At 73.6% G+C, this 12,859-nt stretch carries 11 protein-coding genes; 8 read left to right on the plus strand and 3 right to left on the minus strand.

Features of this window, described 5'->3' with window-relative positions; genetic code table 11:
- Window positions 1–7: 7 nt before the first annotated feature.
- The 3 genes from AB3X52_RS17010 to coxB are packed head-to-tail and all read right to left on the minus strand — an operon-like array spanning window position 8 to window position 3,568.
- The gene (locus tag AB3X52_RS17010; protein ID WP_367995288.1) at window positions 8–628 is read right to left on the minus strand and encodes a cytochrome c oxidase subunit 3; all 621 of its coding nucleotides are present in this window, start codon (window positions 626–628) and stop codon (window positions 8–10) included.
- Window positions 625–2,613 (minus strand): cytochrome c oxidase subunit I, encoded by a 1,989-nt coding sequence (gene ctaD / locus AB3X52_RS17015; protein ID WP_367995289.1) that lies wholly within the window; start codon window positions 2,611–2,613, stop codon window positions 625–627. The genes AB3X52_RS17010 and ctaD overlap by 4 nt, the downstream gene beginning before the upstream one ends.
- Window positions 2,614–2,632: 19 nt before the next feature.
- The gene (gene coxB, locus AB3X52_RS17020; RefSeq protein WP_367995290.1) at window positions 2,633–3,568 is read right to left on the minus strand and encodes a cytochrome c oxidase subunit II; all 936 of its coding nucleotides are present in this window, start codon (window positions 3,566–3,568) and stop codon (window positions 2,633–2,635) included.
- Between the two features lie 181 nt (window positions 3,569–3,749).
- Here coxB and ccsA point away from each other — a divergent pair, with 181 nt between their 5' ends.
- From ccsA to AB3X52_RS17060, 8 genes are all read left to right on the plus strand, one after another.
- The gene (gene ccsA / locus AB3X52_RS17025) at window positions 3,750–4,538 is read left to right on the plus strand and encodes a cytochrome c biogenesis protein CcsA (protein ID WP_367995291.1); all 789 of its coding nucleotides are present in this window, start codon (window positions 3,750–3,752) and stop codon (window positions 4,536–4,538) included.
- 85 nt (window positions 4,539–4,623) lie between these two features.
- The gene (locus AB3X52_RS17030; RefSeq protein ID WP_367995292.1) at window positions 4,624–5,037 is read left to right on the plus strand and encodes a cytochrome c maturation protein CcmE; all 414 of its coding nucleotides are present in this window, start codon (window positions 4,624–4,626) and stop codon (window positions 5,035–5,037) included.
- A gap of 18 nt (window positions 5,038–5,055) precedes the next feature.
- On the plus strand, window positions 5,056–7,041 hold the full coding sequence (locus AB3X52_RS17035) for a heme lyase CcmF/NrfE family subunit (RefSeq protein ID WP_367995293.1): 1,986 nt from the start codon (window positions 5,056–5,058) through the stop codon (window positions 7,039–7,041).
- Window positions 7,038–7,637, plus strand: a complete 600-nt coding sequence (locus AB3X52_RS17040; protein WP_367995294.1) for a TlpA family protein disulfide reductase — start codon at window positions 7,038–7,040, stop codon at window positions 7,635–7,637. Before AB3X52_RS17035 ends, AB3X52_RS17040 begins: the two co-directional genes overlap by 4 nt.
- A complete protein-coding gene (locus AB3X52_RS17045) occupies window positions 7,628–8,602 on the plus strand; it encodes a cytochrome c-type biogenesis protein CcmH (protein WP_367995295.1) in 975 nt (324 codons plus the stop codon). The genes AB3X52_RS17040 and AB3X52_RS17045 overlap by 10 nt, the downstream gene beginning before the upstream one ends.
- 18 nt (window positions 8,603–8,620) lie before the next feature.
- A complete protein-coding gene (locus tag AB3X52_RS17050; protein WP_367995296.1) occupies window positions 8,621–10,435 on the plus strand; it encodes a glycoside hydrolase family 15 protein in 1,815 nt (604 codons plus the stop codon).
- Window positions 10,436–10,449: 14 nt separating this feature from the next.
- The gene (locus tag AB3X52_RS17055; protein ID WP_367995297.1) at window positions 10,450–11,451 is read left to right on the plus strand and encodes an SDR family oxidoreductase; all 1,002 of its coding nucleotides are present in this window, start codon (window positions 10,450–10,452) and stop codon (window positions 11,449–11,451) included.
- A gap of 32 nt (window positions 11,452–11,483) precedes the next feature.
- A partial coding sequence (locus tag AB3X52_RS17060) for an FAD-binding oxidoreductase (protein WP_367995298.1) occupies window positions 11,484–12,859 on the plus strand: 1,376 nt, incomplete at its 3' end.

The raw sequence follows: 12,859 nt of genomic DNA on the forward strand, positions 1-12,859 counted from the left end.
CCGGCCCCTAGAGCGTCGGGGAGAGGTAGACGGTCACGTACACCGCGAGCGCCACGACGCTCATGAAGTACCAGTACATCGCCACGAGCATGACCGGCCCGCGCGGGCGGGCCGCGGCCCGTCGTACGCCGAGGCTGGCGGCCAGGAAGGCGAGCATGCCGACGCCGATGACGACGTGCGCGGTGTGGAGCCCGGTGATCGCATAGAAGAGCGAGCCGTAGGCGTCCTTGCTCAGCGTCGACTCGGGCCACTCCGAGAGCCAGTCGAGGATCTGGAGCACGAGGAACGCGGCACCTCCGGCGAGCGCCCCGAGGGTGCCGAGCGCCGCGCCCGCCCGGGAGCGGCGCGCGGCGAGCCGCGAACCGAGCAGCATCGGCAGGCAGCTCACGACGAGCACCACGGTCGCGATCGTGGGCAGGGTCAGGTCGGGCGCCTTGTCACCGGTCGGCGGCCACGGCCCCTTCGCGGAGAACCGCAGGTAGAAGTAGCTGGCGAGGAAGGCCGCGAACGTCGCCGACTCGGTGGCGATGAAGAGCACCATAGCCCACCAGCCCGTCGAGCGGCCGACCGGCGCCTCGGGCGCGGCGGCGGACTCGACCAGGACCTCGTGCTCGGTGAGATCCGTCATCCGGCCTCCTCCTCGATCTCCTCGACGTCGGGGCGGTCCCACATCCAGTACGCCGCGATCGCGGCCACGAGCCCGAAGGCGACCGCCGAGGCGACGTACCAGCCGGCCATGAGGAAGACCACCGAGAGCGTCAGCGCGAGGGCGAGCCAGAGCGGCACCGGCGTGTCGCTCGGCATCGCCATCGGGCCCTCGACCCGGGCATCGAGCTCACTGGTGCGCAGCGCCTCATGCTTGTCCGTCATCGTGCGTACGCCGTCGTGGCGGTGCTCCACCATCGACGGCAGCGACTGCTCGTCCCACAGCGGGTTCAGGCTGTGCACGGTCGGCACGACGGGGAAGTTGTAGTCCTCCGGTGGCGACGCGGTCGCCCACTCGAGGGTGTTGCCGCCCCACGGGTCGTCGGGCGCCCACCGCTGCCGCAGCAGGCTCTCCACGAAGACCCCGAGCGTCAGCAGGAAGCCGGCGCCGAGCACGTAGGACCCGGCGGTGGAGAGCACGTTCCACACCGTCCAGCCGAGGCCGTCGTCATAGGTGTAGATCCGCCGTGGCATCCCGAGCAGTCCGGCCAGGTGCATGGGGAAGAAGGTGAGGTTGAAGCCGACGAAGACCACCGCGAAGCTCCACATGCCGGCCTTCTCGTGGAGCGAGCGGCCGGTCATCTTGGGCCACCAGTAGAAGAGCCCGGCGAGCATCGGCATCACCGCACCGCCGAAGAGGACGTAGTGGAAGTGCGCGACGACGAAGTAGGAGTCGGTGACCTGCTGGTCGAAGGGCACGACGGCGAACATCACCCCGGTGACGCCGCCGATCACGAAGGTGACGATGAAGCCGACGGCGTACAGCAGCGCCGTCGTCACCACGACGCGACCGCGCCACATCGTCGCCAGCCAGGCGAACATCTGGATCCCCGCAGGCAGGCTGATCGTCAGTGTCGCGGCGGCGAAGAAGCTCTGCGCGACGTCGGAGAGCCCCACCGCGAACATGTGGTGCACCCACACGCCGAAGGAGATGATCCCGGTCGCGACCGTGGCGAGCACGACGAAGGAGTACGCCGCGATCGGCCGCCGCGCGAAGGTGGGGATGACCGAGGAGATGATCCCCATCGCCGGCAGCACGATGATGTAGACGTCGGGGTGGCCGAAGAGCCAGAACAGGTGCTGCCACAAGATCGTGTCGCCGCCACCGGACTCCACGAAGAACTGGGTGTGGAACCGCAGGTCCATGAAGAGCATCACGTTGGCGACGTCGAGCGGGGGCAGCGCGAAGAGCAGCATGAAGGACTGGGTGACGATCGCCCACACGAAGACCGGGACCCGGGCCAGGGTCATGCCCGGGGCGCGCATCTTGAGGGCGGTCACGATGAGGTTGATCGACCCGACCGTGCTCGACACGGCGAGGAAGAGCAGCCCGAGCGCGTAGAACTCCAGCCCGTGTGTGGACGAGAACCGATCGGAGAGCGGCACGTAGGCGAACCAGCCGGCGTCGGGGGCCATCCCGAGCGGCAGGCTCGCGAACATGAAGAGCCCGGAGAAGAGGAAGATCCAGTAGCTCAGCGCGTTGAGCCGTGGGAAGGCCATGTCGCGGGTGCCGACCATGAGCGGCAGGAAGAAGTTCCCGAAGCCGCTGTTCATCGGGGTGGCGAAGAAGAAGATCATCGCCGTGCCGTGGAGGCTGAAGAGCTGGTTGTAGGTCTCCGCGCTCACCACGCCGTTGTTGGGCGAGCCCAGCTGGGTCCGCATCACCAGCGCCTGGATCCCGGCGAGCATGAAGAAGAAGCCCGCGGTGACGAGGTAGCGGCGACCGATCCGCTTGTGGTTGACGGTCGTGAGGAAGCCCTTGAACCCGGGCTCCTCCTCCCACACCTCGCGGAGACGGTCGCCGACGGCGCCCTCGGCGACCGCGCGCTCGTGCAGCATCCCCGCGGCGGCGGCCTCCACGTCGCGCGGCCAGACGTCGCGGCCGGGCTCCACCTGCTCCGTCGTCATCGCTGGCTCATCTCGGCTCTCACTCCAGGCTCTCGAGGTAGGCGATCACGGCGGTCAGGTCCCGGGGGGAGAGAGGCTGCGGCGGCATCTTGTTGCCGGGCTTGATCTGCTGGGAGTTCGCGATCCAGCCGCCCAGGTGGCCGCGGTCGTTGGGGATCGTCTCCGCCGCCAGCTTCGCCCGGGTGGCGAGATGGGTGAGGTCGGGGCCGACCTGCCCGTCCGCCGGCGTGCCGCGGACGGTGTGACAGGTCGCGCAGCTGCCGGAGGTGAAGACGTCGTACCCCTTCTTCTGCGCGGCGGTGGTCGGGGTCCGCGCCGGCGACGACTGGCCCTGGAGCCAGCTGCGGAAGTCGGCCTCGGGCTGGGCCACGACCGAGAACGCCATGTGGGCGTGCTGGACGCCGCAGTACTCCGCGCACTGGCCGCGGTAGGTGCCGGCGTCGTCGACGGTGAGCCAGGTGTCGTTCGTGTGGCCGGGGATGAGGTCGAGCTTCGGCATCACCGCCGGGACCCAGAAGCTGTGGATCACGTCCGCGGAGGTGAGCCGCAGCTCGACCGGCGTCCCGACCGGGACATGGATCTCGTTGGCGGTGACGGCGCCGCTGTCGGGATAGCGCACCTCCCACCACCACTGGTGGCCGACGACGTCGATGGTGATCGCCGCGGGGCGTGACGGCTTCGCCACCTTCGCGATCCCGACGATGCTGAGGGCGAAGGTGGCGGCGAGCACGAGCGCCGGGATGACGACGCCGAACGTCAAGACGATGCCCTTGGCCTCACCGCCGTGGACCGTGGCCCTGCGGCGGGCGACGACCGCGCCGACCGCGAGGGCGATGACGACGACGCAGACGAACGCGGCGACGGCGAACAGGATCCACCAGGCGGTGGTGGTGAAATCCGACTTGGGACCGACCGGGCTGAACGTCGAGTGGTCCTCGGCCCCGATGCGGCTCACTGCGTCCCACCTTCCGCTTCCACCCATGTCCGCACGCGCGGACCCACCTGCCTCCGGCGGGCTGTCGGTACCACGAGAGCCGTCTCGGGAAACGTCGCCGTCCCTGGCGGGGATGGAAGCGGCGGTGACGGGGAACCGGGATCCCACGATCTTGCCGGCCTCCGAAGGAGATGACGCGTCGATGGTGCGTTCGTGGGCTTCCCGCGCAGGCGCTCGACTGGGGCTCGCGGCCGTCGTGGTCGCGGTGGTGGCGGTGCCACTGGCGCTGGTGGTCGCGCCGCGCGCCGCGATCCAGGGCGAGCCGCAGCGGCTGATGTATGCGCACGTCCCGGCGGCGTGGACCGCCTTCGCGGCGTTCGGGTGCGTGGCGCTGTGCAGCGTCGCCGTGCTGCTGCGCCGCCGTGGACCGTACGACGCCGTGGCGCGCGCCGCGGCCGAGCTGGGTGTCGCGATGACGGCGCTCGCGATCGCCGAGGGGAGCGTGTGGGGCCACTCCGCCTGGGGCGTGTGGTGGGCGTGGGACCCGCGCCTGGTCAGCACCGCGCTGCTGTTGGTCAGCTATGTGGCCTACCTGGCGCTACGCTCGCTGCCCGGTGACCCCGAGCGCGTCCACCGTCGAGCCGCGGTGGCCGGCCTCGTGTTCGCCGTCGAGGTGCCGGTCGCGCACTTCTCGGTGTTGTGGTGGCGGACGCTCCACCAGCCGCCCACGGTCCTGCGGCCCAGCCTGTCGCCGCCGATCGCCCCGCTGATGCTGTTGGCACTGCTGACGAGCGTGGCGGCGTTCACGCTGGCCGGCGCGTGGTACGTCCGGCGGCGCGTCCTCCAGCTCGGCGACCGCGCGACCTCGAGCGGGGTCGTCGACCACCGCGGTGTCGCCGCGGGCTCGGCCCGCATCATCGCGGACCCGGACAGCATGACGCCGGCATCGACGACCCACGAGCCGACCACGGCCGAGGAGACCCGGGCATGACCGGGTGGACGGTGGTCGCGGTGGGCTACCTGCTCGCCATGGTCGTCTGGGCGGCCCTGGCCTGGACGGTGCTGCGGAGGCGGCCGTGACGGCGCTGAGGATCCCGCGGGGCTGGCGCGCCCGGCTGCCGCTGCTCGTCCTCGTGCTCGCAGTGGTGGTCGCTGTCTCGCTGCTGGCGACGGCCGGGGCGGAGGGCACGCTCACCTACTACCGCACCCCCAGCGAGCTGCTCGCCGCGCCGAGCAGCCACCAGGTCCGGCTTGGCGGCCTCGTCGTCGACGGCTCCATCCACCGCCACGACGGGACGGTGCGGTTCGCGCTCACCGACGGCAAGCAGCAGGTCGAGGTCGTCAGCCGGACGGTCCCGCCCCAGACCTTCCGGGCGGGGCAGGGGGCCGTCGTCAACGGCACCCTGGACGACCGTGGCGTCTTCGAGGCGCGCTCGGTCGTCGTACGCCACGACAACCAGTACGAGCCGTCCGAGATGCTCGACCACTGACCCGCCGGTGACCCGACCATGACCCTGATCTCCGCGATCGGCCTGTTCTTCCTGGCGCTGGCCTGCTGCGCCTCCTTCTCGACGGCGGTCGTCGCGGCCTGGGCGGGCCTGTCCGGCCGGCCCGAGCCGCTCACCCGGTGGGGCGCGCTCGCGACGCTGGTGGGCGCGGCGGGCAGCGTGCTGACGCTGGAATGGGCCCTGGTCACGCACGACTTCGCGGTGCGGTTCGTCGCCGAGAACGGCAGCCGCTCGACACCGCTCTATTACACGCTCACCAGTCTCTGGTCGGCGCACGACGGCTCGCTGCTGCTGTGGTGCCTCGTCATCGCCGGCTACCTCGCGTTCCTGTGCCGACGCATGCGGGGGCCGCTGCACGCCTGGGCGGTCTGCGTCGTCGCTGCCGCGACGGCGTTCTTCTGCTGCCTCGCCTTCGCCACCGGCGGCGTCTTCGACCACGTCGACCCCGTGCTGCACGACGGTCCGGGTCCGACGCCGCTGCTGCAGAGCAACCCGGCGATGGGCATCCACCCGCCGCTGCTCTACCTCGGCCTCGTCGGGCTCGTCGTCCCGTTCGCCTACGCCGTCGCCGGGCTCGTCACCGGGCGGGTCGGCCGGGACTGGCGGCAGGCGGTGGCGGGTCCGCTCCGGTTCGCGTGGGTCGCGCTCACCGCCGGGATCGTGCTCGGTGCCTGGTGGTCGTACGCCGTCCTCGGCTGGGGTGGCTACTGGTCCTGGGACCCGGTCGAGAACTCCTCGCTCATGCCGTGGCTCCTCGCCACCGCGCTGCTGCACGGGCTCATGGTCCAGCGACGCACCGGTGCGTTGCCGGTCTGGAACCTCTCGCTCGCCATCGGTGCCTTCCTGCTGGCGGCCACCGGTGTCCTGCTGACCCGGTCGGGGGTCGTCGCGAGCGTGCACTCGTTCGCCGACTCCGGCATCGGGCCCGTGCTGCTCGGCTTCCTGGTGGCGCTCGTCGTCGGGGTCGTGGCGCTCGTCGTGCTCCGGGTCGGCCGACTGGCCCCACCGCGGTCGGTCGGGACACCGGCGAGCCGCGGGGGAGCGCTGCTCGCCGGCAACCTCGTCCTCGTCGCGCTCTGCGCGACGGTGCTGCTCGGGACCGTCCTTCCGGTGCTCGCCGAGGCGGCGGGCAGGGGCCAGGTCTCGGTCGGGCCGCCCTACTACGACCGGATGGCCGTCCCGGCGGTCCTGGTCCTGCTGCTGCTCATGGTCGTCGGCCCGTTGCTGCGCTGGCGGCCCGAGGGCCGCGACGACCTTGCCCGCGCCGTACGACGGCTGGCGGTGCCGCTCGCGGTCGGTGTGGCCGTGGTGGTCGTCGTACGCCTGACCGGGCACGGCGGCACCGCGGCCCTCCTCGTCTTCGGCCTCGCCGGTCTGCTCGTCACCAGCGCGGTCGTCGAGAGCGTCGGCGACCTGCGCCGCCGGCCCGCCGGCCGGGGACCGACGAGCTGGCTGCGACGGCACCGCCGGACCCTCGCTGGCCGGCTCGCGCACGTCGCCTTCGTCGTGGTCGCGGTCGGGGTGGCCGGGTCGAGCGCCTACGCCTCGGTGGGCGAGGTCACCCTCCACCGCGGGCGGACGACGGACGTCGCCGGTGTGGCGGTCCGCCTCGACGGTGTCGCACGCAGCACCGAGGGAGGTGTGAGGCAGACCCGTGCCCGCCTGGACCTCGACGGCGAGGCCACGACAGCGGCGCTGCGCTACTTCCCGACCCACGAGACGACGGTGGCGGCGCCCGCGATCCTGAGCGGCCTCGGCGGTGACCGCTATGTCACCCTGCTCGCGGCGGAGCAGTCGGGCACGACGGCCACCATCCGGCTCGCGGTCAACCCGATGGTCTCCTGGATCTGGGCCGGCGGCGCTCTGCTGGTCCTCGGCGGGATCCTCGGCGCTCGTCGCCCGCGCCGTCGCCCGGCCGACGAGCCCGTGGCCGACAGCCCCGAAGCGCCCGACGCGCTCCTCCCCGAGCCGGCAGGTGCGCCATGAACGGTGCTCACGGACTGTTCGGGCACGGGCTCGGTCGGCGGCGGACGTGGTGGCGCCGGCTGGTGCGCCCGCGGCTGGTGCTCGGCGTCGCCGGAGTGGTCGCGCTGATCGCGGTGGCGGACCTCCTCGGGGCGCTGCACGGGCGGTCGGCGGGCGACGGCGCGGACGCGGGCGCCGCCTCACCGCTGATCGGCCGGCACGCGCCGGCTCTGAGCGGACCGACCGTCGCCGGGACCGACTACCGCTGGCGGCCAGGACACGTCACGGTGGTCAACATCTGGGCCTCCTGGTGCGGCCCGTGCCGCGACGAGCTGCCGCTGATCGCCCGCTTCGCCCGGACCTCGTCGCCGCAGGGCGTCCGCGTCGTCACCATCGACAGCCGTGACGGCATCGACCCGGCCAAGGAGTTCCTCGCCAAGGTCGGCGCGCGCCACCTGCTCGCCATCCACGACCCCAACGGCCGGCTCGCCGTCTCCTGGGGAGCGACCGGCATCCCCGAGACGTTCGTCGTCGACGCGCACGGCGTCATCCGCGCCCATCGGATCGGCGAGGTCGACGCCGCCTGGCTCACCGACGAGGTCGGGCGATGGACGTGACCGTCCCCACCGGCCGTGGCCGACGCCGGCTCCGTCTGCTCCCGTACGCCGTCGGGCTGGTCGCCCTCGTCGTCCTCGTCCTCACCCTGCTCCCCGGCATGCCGGGGCTCCCGGGAACCGGCTCACCGTCGCTGGACGACCGGACCCAGGACGTCGCCGCGCGGCTGCGCTGTCCCACCTGCGTCGGGGAATCGGCCGCCGACTCGACCAGCCCGGTCGCCGAGAGCATGCGCAGCGAGGCCCGCCGCCAGCTCGCCCAGGGACGCAGCGAGGACCAGGTGGTGGCGTGGTTCCGGACCAGGTACGGCGCCGACATCGTGCTCGACCCGCAGCGCCGCGGCCTCGGCTGGGTGCTGTGGGCCGCGCCCCCGGTCGCCGCGCTCGCGGTCGTCGGCGGGATCGCCGGGCTCGTGGTCGTCCGGCGCCGCCGGCTCGCTGTCCGCGACGAGGCGCCCGATCGGGCCGACGCTGGGGCGGACACGGGGGCCGACGATGAGCCCGGCGGTGGGGCCGACGGCCCTGCGCTCGCGCTCCCGGCCGGCCGATTGGCCGTCGTCGTGACGGTCGCGGTCGGCGCGGCCGTCGCCGTACCCCTGCTCGTGCTGGGCGGACGCGGGGACGACGCCGCGGCCAGCGGCTCGGCAGCGCCGAACGACGCGACCTCGGAGGCCACATCGAGCCCGTCGAGCAGCCCGTCGAGCAGCACGGCGAGCAACACGGCGACCGACCCGGTGGCCCGGGCCTTCGCGCTGCTGCGCGCCGGCCGGCCCGCGGCGGCCGAGCGGCTGGTCCGCCCGGTGTCCCGCCGGCCGGGCGCGGACCGGCCGCTGGCCCTGCTCGTCCTCGGCCTCGCCCAGCGGGCCGAGGGCGACCCGGCCGCGACCGCCACCCTGCGCGCGTTCGTGGAGCGCTACCCGCACCACGCCGCCGCGGCCCAGGTACGCCGCCTGCTCGCGGCGTCGTGATCCCCGACGGCCTCGCGTGTGCGCGGGCCCGCGGTCGGGCACCTGACGAGACAGGAGAGGAGGCGGTCGTTGTCGATCCCGGTCCCCGAGCCGCTGCGGCAGTACGCCCTCCTCGCCGACGGCGAGCGTGGCGCGTTGGTCGGCCCGCGAGGCGAGATCGCCTTCCTGTGCGCGCCCTGCTGGCACGACGACGCCGTCTTCTCCTCCCTGCTCGGTGGCCCGGGTCACTACTCGGTGACACCGACCGGCGCGCGGTTCGTCTGGGGCGGCAGCTACGTTCCCGGCACGCTCGTATGGACCAGTCGCTGGGTGACGACCGGGGCGATCGTCGAGTCCCGCGAGGCGCTCGCGCTGCCGGCCGACCGTGATCGCCTGGTCCTCCTCCGTCGCCTCCGCGTCCTCGACGGCCGGGCCCGCCTGAGCGTCACCCTGGACGCGCGCGCCGCCTTCGGGGCCGAGCCGATGTCCGAGTGCCGCCGTGACGGCGACGTGTGGCAGGCGCGCACGGGCGCCCTGCACCTGCGCTGGACGGGCGCCGGCGACGCCGCGGCCGACGACGACGGGGCGCTGCACGCCTGCCTCGACCTGGAGGCCGGGGCGGAGCGCGACCTCGTGCTCGAGATCGGCACGCGCGCGCCGTCCGGACCCACCCCCGATCCCGATCAGGCCTGGGCGAGCACGCTGCACGCCTGGGAGGAGGCGGTGCCACGGTTCGACGCGTCGGTCTCGCCGGAGGAGGTGCGGCACTCCTACGCCGTCCTGCACGGACTGACCTCGTCGACCGGCGCGATGGTGGCGGCGGCGACGACCTCGCTGCCCGAGCAGGCCGAGCAGGGGCGCAACTACGACTACCGCTTCGCCTGGGTCCGGGACCAGTGCCTCGTCGGTCAGGCGCTCGACGCCGCGGGCGGCGGTCCGCTCTTCGACGGCGCGGTCCGGTTCGTCACGGAGCGGCTGCTGGCCGACGGCGACCGGCTCTGCCCGGCGTACACCCTCACCGGCGACCGTGTCCCCAGGCCGCGGACCCTCGACCTGCCCGGCTATCCCGGGGGCGCGGACGTCCACGTCGGCAACCGCGTGCACGACCAGTTCCAGCTCGACATGTACGGCGAGGCGCTGGTGCTCCTCGCCGCCGCGGACGCGCGCGGGCGCCTGGACCGCGACGGCTGGGAGGCGGCGGAGATCGCCGCGGCGGCCGTCGCGCGGTACCGCCGGCGGCCCGACGCCGGGATCTGGGAGCTGGAGGAGCGGCACTGGACCCATTCCGGGCTGATGTGTGTCGCGGGCCTGCGTGCCCTCGCCGACCGGATGCCGCACGAGGACCGCGCCGACCAGTTGCGTCACCTGGCCGACGTCCTGCTGGCCGACGCCACGAGATGGGGAGTCCATCCCAGCGGTCGCTGGCAGCGCGCCCCCGACGAGCCGGGCGTCGACACGGCGCTGCTCGTCCCGGCGCTGCGCGGTGCGGTCCCGGCCGACGACCCGCGCAGCGTCGCCACCTGGCGGGCCGTGCTCGACGAGCTCACCGAGGACGGCTACGTCTACCGGTTCCGGGCCGGCGACCGCCCGCTCGGCGAGATGGAGGGCGCCTTCCTGCTCTCCGGCTTCCAGCTGGCGCTGGCCACGGACCAGCAGGGCGACCGCGCCCTCGCGCTCCGATTCTTCGAGCGCAACCGCGGCGCCCTCGGCCCGCCGGGGCTGTTCACCGAGGAGTACGACGTCACGCAGCGTCAGCTGCGCGGCAACCTGCCGCAGGCCTTCGTCCACGGCCTGCTGATCGAGGCCGCCCACCGGCTCGCCGACCCCCAGGGTCGGCCCGGCGCGTGGCCGTGAGGAGAGGAGATGCGATGTCGCGACGGGTGGTCGTGATCACCGGTGCCAGCGGGGGAGTGGGGAGGGCGTGCGCCCGGGCGTTCGCGGCGCGCGGCGACGACGTCGCCCTGCTCGCGCGCGGCACGACCGGCCTGGAGGCCGCCCGCCGCGAGGTCGAGGAGGCCGGGTCGCGGGCCCTGGTCGTCCCGCTCGACGTCGCGGACGCCGAGGCGGTGGAGGCCGCCGCCGTACGCGTGGAGCGGGAGCTCGGGGAGATCGACGTCTGGGTCAACGCGGCGTTCGTCTCCGTCTTCGCCCGCTTCACCGACGTCCGGCCCGACGAGTACCAGCGGGTCACCGAGGTCACCTACCTCGGCTTCGTGAACGGCACCCGCGCGGCACTGCGCCGGATGCTGCCGCGCGACCGCGGCACGATCGTCCAGGTCGGCTCCGCGCTGGGCTACCGCGGCATCCCGCTCCAGGCCGCCTACTGCGCGGCGAAGCATGCCATCAAGGGCTTCCAGGAGTCGCTCCGCGCCGAGCTGCGCCACGACGGCAGCCGGGTCCGGGCCACGATGGTGTTGCTCCCGGCGGTCAACACGCCGCAGTTCTCCTGGGGCCTCTCGCGACTGCCGCGGCAGGCCCAGCCGGTGCCGCCGCACTACCAGCCGGAGGTGGCCGCCCGTGCCGTCGTGTACGCCGCCGCCCATCCGCGCCGCCGGGAGTACTGGGTCGGCCGCAGCACGGTCCTGAGCGTGCTGGGCGAGCGCGCCCTCCCCGGCCTCCTCGACGCCTACGTCGCCCGCACCGGGGTCGATTCCCAGCAGACCGCCGACCCGCGACCGCCCGACGCCCCGGTCAACCTGTGGGAGCCGGCCGACGGCCCCGACGGGCGCGATTTCGGCGCGCACGGCCTCTTCGACGCGAGCTCGGCCGGCCACTCGGCGCAGGCCTGGGCCAGCCGGCACCGCGGTCTGCTCGCCGGCGGACTGCTCGCGGCGGCGGGCGCGGTCGCGATGCGCGCGCGTCGGTGGTGATTGCCCCGGCGCCGGGTCGGGTACCACGCCTCGTGACCCTTCTCGATGCTCCGGACCGGATCCCCGACGCCGACCTGGAGCGGGCTCGGCATGCCCTGGAGGAGTACGTCGACGGTGAGGTCCGCTTCGACGCGGGCAGCCGGGCGGCGTACGCCACCGACGCGTCCAACTTCCGCCAGGTCCCGCTCGGCGTCGTCGTGCCGCGCACCATCGAGGCCGCGGTCGAGGCGGTGCGCATCTGCCGCGAGCACGGCCTGCCGCTGGTCTCCCGCGGCGGCGGCACGAGCCTCGCGGGACAGTGCACCAACGCCGCCGTGGTCCTCGACTTCTCGAAGTACTGCCACCGGGTCGTCTCCGTCGACGCCGAGCGCCGCCGCTGCGTCGTCGAGCCCGGCATCGTCCTCGACGACCTGAACCGGCAGCTCGCCTCCACCGGCCTGCGCTTCGGCCCGGAGCCGGCGACCCACCAGAACTGCACCCTCGGCGGGATGATCGGCAACAACTCCTGCGGGGCGACGGCGCAGCGCACCGGCAAGGTCGTCGACAACATCGCGAGCCTCGACGTCCTCCTCTACGACGGCACCCGGTTCACCTGCGGACCGACCGACGACGCGGCGTACGCCGAGATCGCCCGCGGCGACGACCGCCGGGCGGAGATCCACCGTGCGCTCCGGGGATTGCGCGACGCGCACGCCGACCTGGTGCGGGAGCGCTACCCGGACATCCCGCGGCGGGTCTCGGGCTACAACCTCGACTCGCTCCTGCCCGAGCACGGCTTCGACCTGGCCGGGATGCTGGTCGGCAGCGAGGCCACCCTGGTGACCGTCCTCCACGCCGAGCTCGAGCTCGTGCCGGTGGTGAAGGAGCGGACGCTGGTCGTGCTCGGCTTCCGCGACATCGCGACCGCGGCCGACGCCGTCCCGCCGATCGTCGAGCACGAGCCGATCGCGCTCGAGGGCGTGGACCGCTACCTGGTGCGCGACGAGCAGATCAAGGGGATGAACCCCCAGGGCCTCGACGAGCTGCCGGAGGGCACCGGCTTCCTCATGGTGCAGTTCGGCGGCGACACGGTCGAGGAGGCCGACCGGCGGGCGCACGCGATGCTCGACGCGCTCGGCGAGACCCAGCACTCGCCCGAGGTGGTCTTCTTCGACGACCCGGACCGTGAGCATGAGCTCTGGCAGGTCCGCGAGGCGGGGCTCGGAGCCACCGCGCACGTGCCGCACAAGCCGGACACGTTCGAGGGCTGGGAGGACTCCGCCGTGCCGGTCGAGCGGCTCGGCGACTACCTGCGCGACCTGCGCGGGCTCTACGAGGAGTTCGGCTACGCCTCCGACACCGGACCCGCGCTCTACGGCCACTTCGGCCAGGGCTGCGTCCACACCCGGATCCCGTTCGACCTCTACTC

It is taken from the genome of Nocardioides eburneus (assembly GCF_040838215.1).
GTDB lineage: Bacteria > Actinomycetota > Actinomycetes > Propionibacteriales > Nocardioidaceae > Nocardioides > Nocardioides eburneus.

Bases quoted from the DNA above. Each gene is read 5' to 3' on its own strand.
- AB3X52_RS17010 (WP_367995288.1), bottom strand. From the start codon at position 628: ATGACGGATCTCACCGAGCACGAGGTCCTGGTCGAGTCCGCCGCCGCG.
- ctaD (WP_367995289.1), bottom strand. From the start codon at position 2,613: ATGACGACGGAGCAGGTGGAGCCCGGCCGCGACGTCTGGCCGCGCGAC.
- ccsA (WP_367995291.1), top strand. From the start codon at position 3,750: ATGGTGCGTTCGTGGGCTTCCCGCGCAGGCGCTCGACTGGGGCTCGCG.
- AB3X52_RS17035 (WP_367995293.1), top strand. From the start codon at position 5,056: ATGACCCTGATCTCCGCGATCGGCCTGTTCTTCCTGGCGCTGGCCTGC.
- AB3X52_RS17040 (WP_367995294.1), top strand. From the start codon at position 7,038: ATGAACGGTGCTCACGGACTGTTCGGGCACGGGCTCGGTCGGCGGCGG.
- AB3X52_RS17045 (WP_367995295.1), top strand. From the start codon at position 7,628: ATGGACGTGACCGTCCCCACCGGCCGTGGCCGACGCCGGCTCCGTCTG.
- AB3X52_RS17055 (WP_367995297.1), top strand. From the start codon at position 10,450: ATGTCGCGACGGGTGGTCGTGATCACCGGTGCCAGCGGGGGAGTGGGG.